Origin of the sequence: Eoetvoesiella caeni, from assembly GCF_003315175.1 — a bacterium.
In the GTDB taxonomy this organism is placed as follows: Bacteria; Pseudomonadota; Gammaproteobacteria; order Burkholderiales; family Burkholderiaceae_B; genus Eoetvoesia; species Eoetvoesia caeni.
In genome coordinates, this window is record NZ_QNRQ01000001.1 from 520826 (window position 1) to 536372 (window position 15547).

Here is a 15547-nt window from a genome sequence, read left to right on the forward strand (position 1 = left end):
GTTACCTTTACCATCCATCGGCAAAACATGGATACGGGCTGACATGGATTTTAAATTACTATGCTAGCCTGCGGTTCCTGCCCCTGTCCCGATACGGGGCGCCTTGCCGCCATTGCGGTTCAACCCTTCCGGAAACCCCATGAACGACAGTCAAACCACCTACTACCGCAGCTTCGTCATCCTGCTGCTTTTGGTTTCAGTGGCCTTTGCCTGGGTGCTGCGTCCCTACTTCGGCGCCATTTTCTGGGGAACCGTCCTCGCGATCAGCTTCTCGCCGCTGCACCGGCGCCTAAGCTACGCCATGAAGGGCCGCCGCCCCAATGCCACAGCCTTGCTGACCCTGCTGATTTGCCTGCTTATTGTTATTTTGCCGCTTACCTTGCTTACCGGTTCCCTGGTCAAGGAAGGAGCATCGCTCTATAAGCGGATCGAGAGCGGGCAATTGAACCTGGGCCTTTATTTCGAGCAAATCGTCAGTGCCCTGCCGCCTTCCATTCATCAAACCCTGGACCATTTCGGCCTGTCCGATATTTTCAGCATCCAGGAAAAACTATCCGCGGGAGCGCTGCAAGCCAGCAAGTTCCTGGCTTCGCAAGCTGTAAATATCGGCCAGAACACATTCGAATTCCTGATCAGCTTCGGCATCATGCTGTATTTGTTGTTCTTCCTGCTGCGCGACGGCGGTGTCCTGGGACGCAAGATCATGGGGTCGATACCGCTGGGCGGCGAACAAAAAACACTATTGCTGCAAAAGTTCATCACGGTCGTCAGGGCCACGCTGAAGGGCAATATCGTCGTGGCCGCCACCCAAGGCGTGCTGGGCGGCTTCATTTTCTGGATATTGGGTATTGAGGGTGCCTTGCTCTGGGGCGTGCTCATGGCCTTCCTGTCTTTGTTGCCCGCCATCGGCGCCGCGATCATTTGGCTGCCCGTAGCCATTTATTTCCTGGTGACCGGAGCCATCTGGCAAGGCATTGTATTGATTCTGTTCGGCGTGCTGGTTATTGGCCTGGTCGACAACATATTGCGCCCGCTGCTGGTGGGCAAAGATACCAAAATGCCCGACTATGTCGTCCTCATTTCCACTTTGGGAGGCTTGGCCACATTCGGGCTTAATGGTTTTGTAATCGGTCCATTGATCGCGGCCCTGTTCATTGCCACCTGGGACCTATTCCCTAAAGCACGGACGCAATCCTCCGAGTAAATCCGTACAGGTTATGGCCGCGACGGACTCGCACCGCGCACGATAGACGCGCCTTGCCATCTTGTATATCATCAAACAACTTTTAACATTTATTAACTATTACGCACCATGCATACCGCTAGCCCGCCAGCCGAAGACGAAGTCGATCCGCATGCAGTTACTTCGCCATTGGAAATTCTGTCGATCTTGCGCGCTATCGAAAAAAACAAGACGCTGATACGCATGCATGCCAGCCGCCCGAACAGCACTATTGTCACCACGCTGCTGGAAATTCGTACCGAAGACCGAACGATCGTCCTGGATTGCGCGCCGCAAGAAGATATAAATCAACGGCTTATCGCGGCAGACAGCGTTACCTGCGAAGCCTCGCTGGACAGCGTCAATATCCGCTTTCATGTCGCCCAGATCCAAAGCTGCACGCACGACAATCGGCCCGCGCTTTACTGCGGGCTGCCTGCCCAGCTTTCACGCATACAGCGGCGCGACGCGTATCGTATAAGCACTCCTATTGCCAACCCGGTGCAATGCAAGCTTATCCACAACGAGACGCCCATCACGCTTACCTTGGACGATATCAGCACCTCGGGCTTAGGAGCTTTCGATGACGACCAGAAGCTGGATCTGACGCTTGGCCGTCTGTATCCGGACTGTAGCGTGGACCTGCCAGGCGTGGGACAAATCATCGTAAGTTTGCGCGTTGCCTATTCCGAGCAGCGTACAACCGCAAACGGCAAGGTACGCCAACGTATTGGGTTTTCATTCGAGAATCCCGGCCGTGCAACTGAAATGACTGTGCAGCGCTACGTCAGCAAACTAGAGCGCGACCTCATCGCCAAAAAGAAGGGCTTCGCCTAAACAAGCTTGCCGGGTTCAAGCGCGGACCGCCGCGCCATGCCCGTACCCCGCTCCTACTTATTCCCGATTGCCGCCACGCCGGCCTGGAACAGGCTTGCCTTTGCCAACAGGCCCGTCTTTTCCACTGGGGTCTTACAGGATATACATAATACATTTTTACTGATATTGTTACTTGCTATTTACATTATCATTGATGGCGGCTTTCATGAATACCCCTGAAAACCTTTTAGGACAAAGCGATTTAGAGCCCTATATCCTGACCTCGCCCGCAGATATCCTGGATATCCTGCAATCAATACGAAACCGCAACGCAACGCTCCGAACTCTTATCGAGCCCATCAGCGTTACTACGGCAACTTCACTGATCGACATCAATACCCGGCAAGGCACCCTGGTTCTTCGCATGAGCCCTTCCGACGACGAACTGGAGCCGTCCGACTTTCTTTCCGCCGAAAAAATCCTGTCCGACACTTCGCTGGGGGCCAGCCATGTGCAGTTCGCAGGCAACAATGCCATGCCCCATGACCACGACAAGCACGCCGCCCTGCGCATTCCCATTCCCAGCCAGTTAATGCATGTACAACGCCGCGACAGCTACCGCATTCTTACTCCGGTAACAAACCCCGTTAACTGCAACATCTGCCCCGGTTCCAGCAAAGCCCCGGTTGCCTTGTCGATTGCCGATATCAGCCTGGGCGGCGTCTGCCTTACCACCGAACAACAAGACCTGGACTATATTGTCGGCAAAATATACCCGGACTGCAGCATAGACCTGCCCGGCGTCGGAAGCATAACGGTAGCGCTGCAAGTTGCCCACGTTACCCAGCAGCCCAGTGCGCTGGGAATCACCCGCTATCGCATAGGCTGCTCTTTCGTCCAGCCCAGCTATTCCGCCTCGGGAGCGGTCCAACGCTACATCAGCCAACTGGAACGCGAAGAAATCGCCAAAAAGCGCGGCTTTATTTAACGGTAAATAAGTAATCGCGGCCGCCAGCCCGCAACGCAATACCTGCATTGACGATGCCAACGTCAAGCCGGCAGCCAACTTGCCGGCGTGAATCCAACCATACCCGATGCTGACTCAGTCGCCGCGATACACCAGGCGCACGCGAACGGTTGTGCCGGACTGCGGCAACTTGAACGCCGCCTCATTGAAGCTTGCCGGCCGCATGGACGGAACGACGTTGTTGGAGAACCCGTAGCCCTTGCGGGGCACGCCGAAAAAGCTGGTTTCAAGCTTGCCGCTTTCGTCGTTGTCGTGAAAAACGGCAACAGCGTATGTGCCCGCAGGCAAATCCGGAATGACCAGCGACACCTCGGAGTGCGGATCTTGTATTGGCACAAACACGCGCCTGACCGCCTTGCCCTCTTCTTTGGGAAAACCCTGTTCCGACGCAAAGACAGCCACAGCCACCCGCCCCTGGCCATTGCGCAGCCCTTCGGTGATAACGGTAAGCGGCGCAGCGGCCGCCGCACCGGCGCAGGCTAAGGCCATTGCGGACGCCGCCATAAGTACCGCAATACAAAACCGTTTCATCGTCCCGCCCTTTTATAAATATTAATTTGCCGTTGCGGCACGCCACCACCCATGAAAACTAAGCGGAGTGGGGTGCTGCAACTGTATGCGGGCCACCGGACCGTCGGCCAGGCGGTGGGCGGCAAACACGCCAAGAAATGAGCGATTTGTCGTGCCATCCAGGCCCAGGGACAATAACCATCCCTGCTCTTCAGAAGCCGTTTCATCGGCCACGAAGACAGCCTCACCCAAATGCACGCCGGCTCCCATGCTGAACGTATCGCGCCGCCCCGAATCGACATCGATTCTTGCCAACCCGTCATGAAATACGGTTGTTCCTTCGGAGGCGGTCGTAAAATAGCCATAACGATGCCGAGCCAGCGCCGCCGCCGGTCTAAGCATTGGAAATTCATGGCTTTGGGCGCTGATGACTTCTTCAAGCACCCGCTTTTGCGATAAGTCGATAACATACCGGCGCACCGAGCCAACGCTGCTTTGCAAGCCCTGGCGCCCCTGCAACAGTGTTCGGAATGCAGCCTGCGCGCCAACGAAATGGTCCGGCGTGTCGTAACCGACGAAGTCGGCGACTATGGTATTGCCTTGTTCGTAGGCATTCAGGGCATGCCACATAAAGCAGGCCGGTGCAGGCAGCAGCAAAGGTTTTTGCGCGCCGCTGCGGTCGATGATCATCAGTAGGTTGCCTAGTTCAGGCCGCCACCGCATGCTGTCCGTGAAGCTTTTAAGCCCGGCCAAGAATAAGGGCAAGGAAGGTTGCAACGGTTGCAGCGACACAATGACATAGCGCTCGGTCGCGAACCAGTCGTGGAAGTACGCAGACCGGGGCGCCGCCACCCGTTGCGAGCGCAACAGCGCACCATCCGGAGCATGTTCGGCCAGGTGCAGCGTCATCCGTCGCCCGAACTCCACACCCAACAACAGCCAGTCGCCCGTGCGGGCGTCGGTTTTGGTATGGGCTTTATAACTGGCCCGCACATTGGCCGCACCCACCGGCTGCTCGCCCAGGGTTTCCAATGTGGCGGGGTCCAGACCATAAGGCAGATCAACCTCGTCGAAGGCATATAGGCAATTGGGCCGCGCCACTACCGTAACCCCGGCCTGGCTTTTGATTTTATTGCCCATATTGGGCCATAAGCCGCCCGGAGCCCGCGTTGTCCAGGTCGGCAACGTAAAACGCCCCGCCTGCTCTTCTTGCAGGAACTTGGGCGTACGCACAAAGCGATTGCGATAACGCACCCGCCCGCCGGAAAAGTCGAAAGCCTGGATCATGCCGTCGCCGTCAAGCAAATGCGTTTTACGCACCCCGCCCAACTCGAAACGACCCGGCCCATTGCGATACAAAGAGCCTTGCAAGGCGGCCGGCAAATGCCCCTGAACCTCTGGGTAATAATCGTGCTCTTGCGTCATCGAGCACGCCAGGCTCGAAAGCCACGCCTTGTCGTCATCCGCCCCTGATTGCTTCCGGTCCACCATAACGTCCCCAAAAGGCAAACACATAATAGGTATAGTTTTGTGGATTATAAGAAGAAAAATGAAGATTAATAGACGTTAAAAGGAAATAACGGCAACGCCGATCAGCGAGATTTTCGTTTGACAACATCGACCAAACTCCGGACTTGCGCGACAGCATATGTTCAAGCAAAAAATATCCAGGCTATGTATAATCATGGGCTTAGCTAAAAGCAGTACCACGCTGGCTACGCTTTGCCCAAGCAGAGCATGCGGGCATACAACACTGCAAATAGCCATGCCGATGTAGCTCAGTTGGTAGAGCAGCTCATTCGTAATGAGAAGGTCGGGGGTTCGACTCCTCTCATCGGCACCAGTATATTCAAGCGCTTACGCCAATCCTCAGGGATTGGCATTTTTGCTTTATGGCTGCAACCAAGCAAGCCGATGCGGCCTTGGTAAATTGGTAAAGCGATTAATTGATAGGCCGGGTCCTTCTGTACCAAGGAGTACGGCTTCGCTCTAGTCCTGCTCGGTGCAAACCGCTTGCAGTTTCTGCAAAATATCGTAGAGCCTGACACGGTCTTCGGTGTCCAGCGATAGCAGCAAGCGGGCGTGGAACATGCGTGCCAGGGGCATTGCGGTGTCGACCAGTTTTTTACCCATCGGAGTGATGTTGCAGGCCAGGGATCGATCGCCGCTTTTCATGGATGCGGTCTTGACCAGATCTTTTTGAACCAGCTCTTTGACGGTGCGGCTGACCAGGGCCTTATCGCTGGCCGAAACCTCGGCCAGCTGCTTTAAGGGTATGGACTTATGATGCGCCACGGTGGACAGCAGTCGCCATTGCGGCAACGTAAGGCCTATGCCCCTGGCATAGACCGCGGGAAAGCTTTTCAAGTGCGCGGCTATCCGCACAATATGTACTGAGAGAAAATCTTCGACCGTCAGATTGGAGCCATCGGGTTCAATGTGCTCCCATGGGCATGGTGCAGAGGTGTCGCGCGTCACAGTCAACCGTCCAATTACAGAAAAAGATGTGCACAAGTATAAGCAATCACGCGCCGCCCAGATAAGCGTGGCGAACCCTGTCATCGTTGATCAATTGCTCGGCGGGGCCGCTGATGGCGATCTGGCCTCCTTCCAGCACATGCCCTTCGGACGACACTTTCAACGCTGCGCGGGCATTTTGTTCAACCAGCAACACCGACAAACCCATGCTGCGCAAATGCCCGATCTCAGTCAGTATCTCGGTGACGATCAGCGGCGCCAGGCCCAGGCTGGGTTCGTCCAGCATCAGCAGGCGCGGGCGGCTCATCAGCGCCCGGCTCAAGGCCAGCATCTGGCGCTCTCCGCCCGACAGCGTGTCGGCGCGCTGGTCCCGCCTTTCCGCCAAACGCGGGAACCGCGCATAGGCTTCATCAAGACGAAGCCGCAATTCCGCCGTTGCCAGCTTTTTGACGTAGGCACCCAGGACCAGGTTGTCCAGCACCGTCATATCGCCGAACAGCTCTCTTTGTTCGGGCACCAGGCAAAGCCCGCGTTCCAGTCGTGCCTCGACATCCAGGCGGGCCACATCGACTCCGTCGAAACAGACCTTGCCGCGCGCCGGAGGCAACAAGCCCATCAAGGATGCCAGCAGCGTTGTCTTGCCCGCGCCGTTAGGCCCGATGATGGAACCGATATGGCCCTCTTGCAAAGAGAACGACACGCCGCGCACCGCTTCGACTTGCCCGTAGGCCACATGCAGGTCGTGGACTTCTAGCAAGGCCGTCATGCGTCGCTCCCTAGATAGGCCGCCTGAACTTGCGGATTTGCGCGCACCTCAGCGGGCTTTCCTTCGGCGATCTTACTGCCGAAGCTCATGACCACCAGGCGGTCAACCAGATTCATTACAAACTCCATGTCGTGCTCTACGATTAGGACAGTGACACCTTCGGTACGCAGCGTATCCAGCAGTTTGGCCAATGCCTGCTTCTCGAACAGGCGCAATCCCGCCGCCGGCTCGTCCAGCATGATCAACACCGGATCGGCGGCAAGCGCCCGCGCAATCTCGAGCAGGCGCTGAGTGCCCAGCGGCAGGCTGCCCGCCAATTCATATGCCTGGTCAGCCAATCCGACGCGCTCCAATTGCGTCATCGCTTCGGCCATGATGCGCGCTTCTTCGTTGCGGTCCAGGCGCAAACCGCCCCGCCACAAACCGCAGTGCCCACGGGCATGGGCGCCCAGTGCAACGTTCTCGAGCAAGGTCATTTGCGGACGCAACTTCACATGCTGGAATGTGCGGGCTATTCCGCGCACTGCAATGTCGCGTTGCGACAGACCCGAGATCGGCTTGCCAAGAAACTGAACCGCGCCTTCGGTCAGGGGAAGAGTGCCAGTCAACAAGTTGAACATGGTTGATTTTCCCGCACCGTTGGGGCCGATCAAGCCAACGATTTCACCCGCCTGTATCTGGAAGCTGACGTCGTTGACTGCGACCAGGCCGCCGAAGCGCTTGACAGCGCCTTCAACGTTAAGCACGGGACTTCCGCGCTGAGGCATGGCGCAGCGCGCCAGTGTTTCCGTCGGTATCCGGGCTTTGCGCGGACCGGCCCACAACGGCGACAACAGGCGTCCTAGAGGCTTGCCGATACCGCCGGGCAAACATTCCAGGATCAATAGAAAGAGCAAGGCAAATGCCAGCGAATGGACTTGCGCGCCGCGATCGGTGATATGGGGCAGTATGTCCTGCAGCAGATTGCTAAGGCCTATATAAAGCGTCGAGCCCAGCAATGCGCTGCCCAGTTGAGCCATGCCGCCAACCACCATCATAAAGACGTAGTCGATGCTGGCATGCAGCGAAAACGGGGCGGCGCTGATGAAGCGGTTTGTATGGGCGTATAGCCATCCGGCCAGGGCCGCGTATGCGGATGCAATGACGAACAGCATCAACCGGACCCGGAACGCATCGGCGCCAAAGCTCGCCAACAGGACCTTACCGCCACGCAAAGCCCGGACCGAGCGGCCCACTCGGGAACGCAGCAGGTTGAGGGCAAACCAGCCGCCGCAAAACACCATAAGCCAGATCAGGACGAACATGGCGCTGCCCTGCTCTAGCGACCATGAGCCGATCGAGACCGGCGGGATACCGTCCACACCTGAGTGGCTACCCAGGGCCGAGCTGTTGGAAAATACCAATGGCACGGCCAGGCCCCACGCGATGGTGCTCAAGGCAAGATAGTGGCCGCCAAGCCTCATGGTAATCAAACCCAGCAGACCCGCGCTACCGCAGGTAAGCACCAAGGCACACACCAGCCCAAGCCAGGGTGAAAGCCCTTGCGTTGTGGTCAGCCAGGCGGTGGCGTACGCGGCAATGCCGACAAACGCGGCTTGGCCGAAAGACAAAGCTCCGCCTATGCCCGAAACCAGCACCAGTCCCAGGACGACCAGCGAAGCTATGCCAATATCGTTCAGCAAGGCAATGTGGAAATTACCCAAGTACCGCGGAACGACGGCAATCAATAATAAAAAGACGACAGGAATCCCGACTGCCCAGACACGTTGTTTCATGCGCCCTCCTCCTCGTCCGATTCCTCGTGCCTGGAAATTCCGGAACGGATAACCAGGATAGGAATCAGCAGCCCAAATACGATGGCGTCTTTCAAGCCGCTGTCCCAGAATGCCGCGAAGCTCTCGGACACTCCAACCAATAGCGCGCCCAGCGCCGTAAGGGGATAGCTGGCCATGCCGCCGATGATGGCGGCAACAAAGGCCTTAAGAGTCAGGATCAGGCCGCTGTCGTAATAAATCGTGGCGACCGGCGAAATCAGCACGCCGACAATACCCGCCAGCAAGGCGCCTACAATATGCGCGATGGTGGCCGTGAATGCCGGCCGGATCCCGACCAGGCGGGCGCCTGTCGGGTTCGAAGCAGTTGCGTGAAGTACTTTACCCATTCTTGTTCGTTGAAAACCCACATAAAACATCAGGGCCAGCACCAGCGCCACCGAGATGGTCAACAAAGTCTGGTAGCTTACGGTAAGGTTTGCCGACAAGGCCAAGGAGCCGTCGAGCGCGGCCTTTGTGCGCAGGCCTTCCGGCCCGAACCACAGCAACCCAAGCCCCGACAAAATTAAATCAAGAACCAGCGCAACGATAAGCAGCGCCAGAACCGAGGCCCGGGCGACCGGCCGCAATGCGACACGCTCGACCAGAGGCCCCAGTGGAACGACCAGCAGCACCGCCGCAACCACTCGCAAGAGCTCGGACTGCTGGCCCGTGGCCCAAGCGGCAAAGGCGCACGGCAGCAAAGGAAGCACACCCCAGAAAAGCAGCGCCCGCGGCAATTGACGCAGAGCCTGCTGCCGCCATAAGCGGACAAACTCCATTACCAATGCCAGCGCCACGAACAGACAGACCAGATTGATGGCCGCCGGCAAGCGCCCCATTTCCATGGCTCCCAGGCTTAGCGCCGAGAAGACCGCTATGCTGCCAAAGGGGACAAAAATTACTCGTGTCACTGAAAATATCAACACGAGCCCAAGCCCGATTATCAGATAAACGGCGGCGGTTGCCAGCCCATCGGCCAGCAGGATCATCGCAATATTTGCATCCATCCTAGACTACTTCTTGTAGGTTATTGCTTCGGTGATTCAAAAGCCAAGAGCCGGGCACGGCTCGAAAGCGCTATTTCAATGCTGCAGCAACCACTTGCCTTTTTGCAGCTTGACGATGACTACAGAGTCTTTGGCATCGCCGAAGGAGCTGGCGGGCGAATAGGTAAACACGCCTTCGGTTGCCGGCAGGGCCTTGGTGGTTTTGATCGCGTCGCGCAAGGCAAGGCGATACGCTTCGGTGCCGGGTTGGATATCGGCGGGCACGCGCTCGGCGGCTTTGGTGACGACCAGCCAGGCGTCGAACGCGTAGGCCGAGAACACATCGTAGGGTTCTTCGCCGTTGGCCGCTTTATAGGCTTTGCGGTAGTCGTCGATAATGGCTTTGCTGGGATTGCTGGCGGGCAGTTGGTCGCCGACCAGCGCAGGACCTGTCGGAACAATCAGTCCCTCGCCCGCGTCGCCGACCAGCTTCACGAATTCGGGGCTGAGAATGGCGTGCGTGCCATAAATGGCTCCTTTGTATCCGCGGTCATGCAAGCCAATGTATGGCAATGCGCCCGGAGTGCCTGCCCCGCCGCCCAAAACCGCATCCGGCTTTGCCGCCATGACTTTAAGCACCTGAGCGGCAACCGAGCTGTCGGCACGCGCATAGCGCTCGTCGGCCACCACCTTGATTCCGGCTTCGGCCGAGAATTTCTTCAGGGCGGCAAAAGCAACGTCGCCCCAGGCATCGGCAAAGCCGATATACCCGACGGACTTGACGCCATTGCGCTTCATCTCGTCGACTACGGCCGACACCATGGTCTCGCCGGACTGTGCTGTCGTGACGACCCATTCGGCTTTATCGCCGCCAAGGCCGATGGGAGTAAACGACACCATCGGTGTTTTACTTTCTCGCGATACCGTGGCCATGGCCATGGCGCCCGGGACGCCGCCCGTGCCGATCAGGACGTCGACATTGTCCTGGCTGATCAGCTTGTGCGCATTGCGGGTGGACAGCGACGGATTCGATGCGTCGTCCAACTGGATCATCTTGATCTTGTGGCCCTTGACCGTGTCCTGATACTCGATGCCCGCCTTGATGCCCTTGGTGGTGCTTATGCCCTGTGCCGCGATAGGCCCGGACAACGGCAGGATGACGCCAATAGTAAGATCGGCCGCTTGCGCCATGGCGCCCGCGCTTAAAAGACCTACAGCAAGCGCGCTGCGCACGACTCGCAAGACCTTGGTATTTTTAGTGGAAAAAGACATTTACTTACCCCCTCCTGAGGAATGAACATACAAGCTGTGAACAGCCGAACATCATCTAGTTGAAGCACCGGCGGCAAGAAGGAACTTTTATACGGAACAAGTTCATGACGAAGCCGCAGGCACGATTGGTGTGTTTAGGTTGCGGACTGACCCAGCAATTGCCGCAACCAGTCCTTGCACTCGCCGGCCGCCTCCACGGGCCACTCTATCGTTATGACACGATCGGCCTGCCTGACCTCGACACGAATGGTATCGGCAGACCGCTGCGGCACTGCGCCAGCCGCCAAGCGGCCGTCGCCCAGCAAGCGTGCAAGCCATCCCCGGCGTTCGGGCTCACGGGACGCTGTATGGACAGCCGCCGACGACGACGCGGGCAACGCGGCAGAAGCCGGCGTCGAGCCTGCGAAGGCGGGTGCGGAAGCCCCATTGCCTGCCGTACTGTTTGCCGCCGCGGCCGCTTGGCTGTCTTGACTATCGGCAACGGCCTGCGCGCCCGCATCGGGGCCGTCGATGCGTTCGGCAAGGTTCTTGCCGAATTCGTCCCACATGCGGTCTGCCTTGGTCTTCATTACGGACAATCCGAAAGTTCCCAGACGCCCAAGCACGTCGACGTTGACCTTGATACGCAGTTCGGTGCCGCCTTCCGGCGTGGAAGTCAGGAATATTTCGCTGGTCTGCTTGAGCGAGCTGGCCACCGAAGCGTCCTCGCCTGTGCCTTGGGCGCGAAGATATTCGGGTGCACGCTGCTCGACGATATTGGTGTGCAGCTTGAACTTTGCGCTGATGAACGAAATCTTGACCTGCATCAGCGCGATGTATTCGGTCGGGCTGATGACCTCGATCGACTTCATGCCCGGCACGGCGCCGGTCATGACATGAGGATCCAGCAATAATTCCCAAACCCGCTCGCGCGTAGCGGCAACCACAAGTTTTTTTTCAATTTCCACGATTTATTTCTTCCGCTGCATGCATGATGGACTCGACGATCTGGGTGTACCCGGTACAGCGGCACAAATTGCCCGACAAGCCGCGCCGGACTTCCTCGATGCTGGGTTCCGGATTGTTCTTCAGAAGATCGCACGAAGCCATGATCATGCCGGGGGTGCAATAGCCGCATTGCAAGCCGCCGCATTCCATGAAGCTGGCCTGCAAAGGATGCAGTTCGTCGCCTTGGGCCAGACCTTCGATAGTGGTTATCTCACGGCCTGCCACCTGAACAGCCAGTAGCAGGCACGACTTGACTACCTCGCCGTCGACCAGCACCGAGCAGGCGCCGCAAATGGCTGTTTCGCAACCGCGCTTGGTACCGGTCAGGTGCAGATCGTCGCGCAAAAAATCCGAAAGCAGGCGGCTTGCCGGTACGTCGGCGCTATGCGGCTCGCCGTTAACCGTGCATTCAATACGATGCGTGCTCATGCGGATACTCCTTCATCAACAGACAGCTCGAACAGTTCGCTTATGCTGCGGCGAGCCACGGCGCGCACCATATTGCGCCGATACGTTTCGTCGCCACGCGAATCCGACAATGGCTCGATGCCCTGGGCGACCATGTCCGCCGCCTCTGCCGCCACGGCGGGAGTCACGGAGCGGCCTTCCAGGAACGCTTCGACCTGGCGCAAGCGCGTGGGTATGGGGGTGGTGGCGCCTACCGCGATGCGGGCATCGCGGCACACGGTGCCGTCGCGATGCGCCACAAAGGCAACGCTGACCAAGGGACGGTGTTCGGCCGCCGTGCGCAGGAAGCGCGAATAGACTGCACCCGTGCCCTGGGCCAACGGCGGAACTCGAATTTCCAGCAGGACTTCGTCGGGTTCGAGCGCGGTCTCGAAGTAGTCCACGATGAACTCATCCAAAGGCATCGTACGTTCGCCGCGCGTGCTGCCAAGCACGACCGAAGCGTCCAATGCCAGCAGGCAACTGGGGGGATCGGTTGACGGGTCTCCATAACAAAGGTTGCCTCCGATGGTGCCCTGGTTGCGCACTTGGGGATTGGCAACACGCTGGGCCATGCTGGCCAGCACCGGAAAATGCTGTCGCACCAGCGGCGAAGCCGCTATGTCGGCGTGGCGCGACAGTGCGCCAATACGCAAGCCTGCCTTCTCGTCGAACTCGATGCCGTGCAGGCGGTCGACTTTGGCCAGCGACACCAGATATTGCGGCCGCAGCATCCGTTGGCGCAATGTAAGTATCAGGGCCGTACCGCCGGCAATCAGCCGTACTTCTTCATCTTCCAGATCAGCCAGCATGCGGCTGGCTTCTTCGACGGACGTCGGCTCTAAATAGTCAAAGTCACGCATTTACTGCTCCTTGCTGTTCCTTCTTGGCCTGCAATCCGGCCAACACTTTTTCCGGCGTAATGGGCAGATCGCGGATACGCACGCCCACGGCGTCGTACACCGCATTCGCGATGGCCGGCGCCGCCATCAAAATAGCTGTTTCGCTGGAGGCCTTGGCGCCATATGGCCCGACAGGGTCCATGGACTCGACGAAGTCGCCGCGCAACATCGGCACGGACTCGGCCGTGGGCATGGTGTAGTCGGCAAAATTGCCATTGACGATGCGGCCGTCCTCGACCCGCAGGTCCTCGTACAACGCCCAGCCAATGGCCTGGACATTGCCGCCATTGGCCTGGCCATGGACGGCGGTGAGGTTCAGGGCCCTGCCCAGGTCGTCCGACAGGAAGCTGTCCAGCACAGTTACTTGGCCGGTTTCGGTGTCCACCTCTACCTCGATGGCCTGCGCGGCAAAAGAGTGGGTGGGCGCGCAATTACCGTACAACTGCTCGTCGGGCTCTTCGGTGTCCGGATCCCAGGTTCCGCTGACTTGTAGAATTTCGCCGCCATGGCGCCACACGTGCGCGCGCGCCAGCTCCGCCAGGCTGAGCGTTTTGTCGGAACCCCGCAATTGCACGCCCCCGCCATCGGCCATTTCCAGGTCGCCTGGCGCCACTTGCAGCAAGGTTGCCGCCAACGCAAACAGTTTGTCGCGCGCGGCATGGCTGGCGCGAATAGCCGCATTGCCTGCCGACATCGTTACGCGCGATGCAAACGTGCCCAACGCAAATGGCGCGCTGTCGGTATCGGGCGGCAGCAAGCGCACGGCGGATAGCGGCACTTTGAATTCATTGGCAATGATCTGGGTAATCATCGTCATGGCGCCCTGGCCCATGTCGCATTCGCCGCTGCGCGCTGTGATGCCGCCGTCGTCATTGAGTGCAAGCATGACTGTGGAACCGTCCCAGTCGCCCATCGTCCGGTTGCCGCAAACGTGCATGGCGGCGGCCAGACCGACGCCGCGGCGTCGTACGCCGGTGCCGCGCGGAGCAGCGCGCTTGTTCGCCCAGTCGATCGCTTCGGTTGCGTGGACCAGGCATTGTTTGAATCCAGTACTTCGGATCTTCCAGCCGTGCACCGTGGTTTCGCCCTGCTCCATGGCATTGCGTTCGTGGATGACGGCCGGATCCAGCCCAAGCTCGCGAGCCATGGCGTCGATATGGCTGTTCAAGGCAAACAGCATCTGGCTGCCGCCGAACCCGCGAAACGCGCCGTGCGGAGGTGTGTTGGTGTAGACCAGGTCGGCGTGGCAGCGGACATTCATGTTGCGCTGCATGTTGTCGCTGCGCATAGCGCTGACGTGCATGACTTCGCCCGCCAGGCCGGAATAAGCGCCGCAGTCGGCAACAATATGAACGTCTTTTGCAACGACCAGGCCTTCGCGCGTCATGCCCAGCTTGAGCGTGATTTGTTCAGGAACGCTGGTACAGCACGACAGGAAATCTTCCAGCCGGTTGTTGAGCAGGCGCACGGGGCGGCGTGTATGCAAGGCCAGCAGCCCCGCAACCAATTGATTGTCGTCTTCGACGATTTTTCCGCCAAAGCCGCCGCCCGTTGTTTGCTGGATGACGCGCACCGAAGAGATGGGCAGCTCCAGCGCCTTGGCTATCCGCGAACGAGCCAGGAATACCGTTTGGGTGGAGGTCCAGACATGCAGGCGATCGTCGGACTCGAGCGAAGCCACCGACACCATAGGCTCCAGATAGCCGGGGTATTGCCGGGACGTGCTGTAAGTGGCCTCGAAGACGAGATCGGCGGACGCGAAGCCGGCCTCTACATCGCCGCGATGAAACTCGATCTCGTGGGCAATGTTGTTCTTGCGCTCTGGATGAACTGTGGGAGCATCTTCGGACAAGGCCTGTTCAGGCGTCAGGAGAGCCGGCAATTCTTCGTATTCGACCTGGATCAAGTCCAGTGCGTCCCGAGCAATGTCCTCGGTCAGGGCGGCCACCGCCGCGACCTCTTCGCCCGCAAAGCGGACCACGCCCTTGGCCAGGACGTAGCGTTCTTTGATGGGGCCGCCGCCCCACGGCGTGGCCGGCGCGTCCTCGCCGGTAAGCACGGCTTTCACGCCGGGCAAAGCCCGGGCGGCGGAGACGTCTATGCGCACAATGCGGGCGTGCGCGTAGGGACTGCGCAATATGGCGCCATGCAACATGCCCGGCAATTTGAGGTCGCCGGCATATTGCGCCCGGCCCATGACTTTTGCACGATGATTGACCTGGGGAATTTCCTTGCCTAACGTGGAATACTTGGACAACTCACTTCCTTTTGCTGAATTTTCCATAATGAATACCGCTCTTTAGTTCGCCCATAAATTGAC

The 15547-nt window shown here is 58.7% G+C and carries 14 protein-coding genes and 1 tRNA gene; 4 read left to right on the forward strand and 11 right to left on the reverse strand.

Annotated features, from left to right (window positions below):
- Positions 1-139 precede the first annotated feature (139 nt).
- The 3 genes from DFR37_RS02380 to DFR37_RS02390 all read left to right on the forward strand — a co-directional run bounded on the left by DFR37_RS02380 (position 140) and on the right by DFR37_RS02390 (position 3026).
- On the forward strand, positions 140-1204 hold the full coding sequence (locus DFR37_RS02380) for an AI-2E family transporter (protein WP_113931633.1): 1065 nt from the start codon (positions 140-142) through the stop codon (positions 1202-1204).
- 108 nt (positions 1205-1312) lie between these two features.
- The gene (locus DFR37_RS02385) at positions 1313-2059 is read left to right on the forward strand and encodes a flagellar brake protein (RefSeq protein WP_113931634.1); all 747 of its coding nucleotides are present in this window, start codon (positions 1313-1315) and stop codon (positions 2057-2059) included.
- A 205-nt stretch (positions 2060-2264) separates the two neighbouring features.
- Entirely contained in the window at positions 2265-3026 is a 762-nt protein-coding gene (locus tag DFR37_RS02390; RefSeq protein ID WP_170139806.1) for a flagellar brake protein, read from the forward strand.
- Between the two features lie 114 nt (positions 3027-3140).
- On the opposite strand, the gene DFR37_RS02395 is transcribed toward DFR37_RS02390, so the two are convergent.
- Together DFR37_RS02395 and DFR37_RS02400 are read right to left on the reverse strand one after the other, a co-directional pair.
- Positions 3141-3554 (reverse strand): DUF2141 domain-containing protein, encoded by a 414-nt coding sequence (locus tag DFR37_RS02395; protein ID WP_170139807.1) that lies wholly within the window; start codon positions 3552-3554, stop codon positions 3141-3143.
- 63 nt (positions 3555-3617) lie between these two features.
- On the reverse strand, positions 3618-5066 hold the full coding sequence (locus tag DFR37_RS02400; protein ID WP_170139808.1) for a carotenoid oxygenase family protein: 1449 nt from the start codon (positions 5064-5066) through the stop codon (positions 3618-3620).
- Positions 5067-5342: 276 nt separating this feature from the next.
- Here DFR37_RS02400 and DFR37_RS02405 point away from each other — a divergent pair.
- Positions 5343-5418, forward strand: a tRNA-Thr gene (locus DFR37_RS02405).
- 146 nt (positions 5419-5564) lie between these two features.
- Here DFR37_RS02405 and DFR37_RS02410 read toward each other — a convergent pair.
- From DFR37_RS02410 to DFR37_RS02450, 9 genes are all read right to left on the reverse strand, one after another.
- Positions 5565-6053, reverse strand: coding sequence for a MarR family winged helix-turn-helix transcriptional regulator (locus tag DFR37_RS02410; RefSeq protein WP_170139809.1), 489 nt, complete (start codon positions 6051-6053; stop codon positions 5565-5567).
- 46 nt (positions 6054-6099) lie between these two features.
- Positions 6100-6819 carry an ABC transporter ATP-binding protein gene (locus tag DFR37_RS02415; RefSeq protein ID WP_113931639.1) on the reverse strand — a complete coding sequence of 240 codons (720 nt, stop codon included), beginning with the start codon at positions 6817-6819 and terminating at the stop codon, positions 6100-6102.
- Positions 6816-8594 (reverse strand): branched-chain amino acid ABC transporter ATP-binding protein/permease, encoded by a 1779-nt coding sequence (locus DFR37_RS02420; RefSeq protein ID WP_113931640.1) that lies wholly within the window; start codon positions 8592-8594, stop codon positions 6816-6818. The genes DFR37_RS02415 and DFR37_RS02420 overlap by 4 nt, the downstream gene beginning before the upstream one ends.
- Positions 8591-9640: a branched-chain amino acid ABC transporter permease gene (locus DFR37_RS02425; protein ID WP_113931641.1), complete on the reverse strand. Its 1050-nt coding sequence runs from the start codon at positions 9638-9640 to the stop codon at positions 8591-8593. Before DFR37_RS02425 ends, DFR37_RS02420 begins: the two co-directional genes overlap by 4 nt.
- A 75-nt stretch (positions 9641-9715) precedes the next feature.
- Positions 9716-10891, reverse strand: a complete 1176-nt coding sequence (locus tag DFR37_RS02430; protein WP_113931642.1) for an ABC transporter substrate-binding protein — start codon at positions 10889-10891, stop codon at positions 9716-9718.
- Between the two features lie 134 nt (positions 10892-11025).
- Positions 11026-11838, reverse strand: coding sequence for an SRPBCC family protein (locus DFR37_RS02435; protein ID WP_113931643.1), 813 nt, complete (start codon positions 11836-11838; stop codon positions 11026-11028).
- Positions 11828-12307, reverse strand: coding sequence for a (2Fe-2S)-binding protein (locus DFR37_RS02440; protein WP_113931644.1), 480 nt, complete (start codon positions 12305-12307; stop codon positions 11828-11830). The genes DFR37_RS02435 and DFR37_RS02440 overlap by 11 nt, the downstream gene beginning before the upstream one ends.
- On the reverse strand, positions 12304-13188 hold the full coding sequence (locus tag DFR37_RS02445) for an FAD binding domain-containing protein (RefSeq protein ID WP_113931645.1): 885 nt from the start codon (positions 13186-13188) through the stop codon (positions 12304-12306). Before DFR37_RS02445 ends, DFR37_RS02440 begins: the two co-directional genes overlap by 4 nt.
- Positions 13181-15511 carry a xanthine dehydrogenase family protein molybdopterin-binding subunit gene (locus tag DFR37_RS02450; RefSeq protein WP_113931646.1) on the reverse strand — a complete coding sequence of 777 codons (2331 nt, stop codon included), beginning with the start codon at positions 15509-15511 and terminating at the stop codon, positions 13181-13183. The genes DFR37_RS02445 and DFR37_RS02450 overlap by 8 nt, the downstream gene beginning before the upstream one ends.
- Between the last annotated feature and the right edge of the window lie 36 nt (positions 15512-15547).

Bases quoted from the DNA above. Each gene is read 5' to 3' on its own strand.
- DFR37_RS02385 (WP_113931634.1), top strand. From the start codon at position 1,313: ATGCATACCGCTAGCCCGCCAGCCGAAGACGAAGTCGATCCGCATGCA.
- DFR37_RS02430 (WP_113931642.1), bottom strand. From the start codon at position 10,891: ATGTCTTTTTCCACTAAAAATACCAAGGTCTTGCGAGTCGTGCGCAGC.
- DFR37_RS02415 (WP_113931639.1), bottom strand. From the start codon at position 6,819: ATGACGGCCTTGCTAGAAGTCCACGACCTGCATGTGGCCTACGGGCAA.
- DFR37_RS02390 (WP_170139806.1), top strand. From the start codon at position 2,265: ATGAATACCCCTGAAAACCTTTTAGGACAAAGCGATTTAGAGCCCTAT.
- DFR37_RS02420 (WP_113931640.1), bottom strand. From the start codon at position 8,594: ATGAAACAACGTGTCTGGGCAGTCGGGATTCCTGTCGTCTTTTTATTA.
- DFR37_RS02395 (WP_170139807.1), bottom strand. From the start codon at position 3,554: ATGGCCTTAGCCTGCGCCGGTGCGGCGGCCGCTGCGCCGCTTACCGTT.
- DFR37_RS02425 (WP_113931641.1), bottom strand. From the start codon at position 9,640: ATGGATGCAAATATTGCGATGATCCTGCTGGCCGATGGGCTGGCAACC.
- DFR37_RS02445 (WP_113931645.1), bottom strand. From the start codon at position 13,188: ATGCGTGACTTTGACTATTTAGAGCCGACGTCCGTCGAAGAAGCCAGC.
- DFR37_RS02380 (WP_113931633.1), top strand. From the start codon at position 140: ATGAACGACAGTCAAACCACCTACTACCGCAGCTTCGTCATCCTGCTG.
- DFR37_RS02440 (WP_113931644.1), bottom strand. From the start codon at position 12,307: ATGAGCACGCATCGTATTGAATGCACGGTTAACGGCGAGCCGCATAGC.
- DFR37_RS02450 (WP_113931646.1), bottom strand. From the start codon at position 15,511: ATGGAAAATTCAGCAAAAGGAAGTGAGTTGTCCAAGTATTCCACGTTA.
- DFR37_RS02400 (WP_170139808.1), bottom strand. From the start codon at position 5,066: ATGGTGGACCGGAAGCAATCAGGGGCGGATGACGACAAGGCGTGGCTT.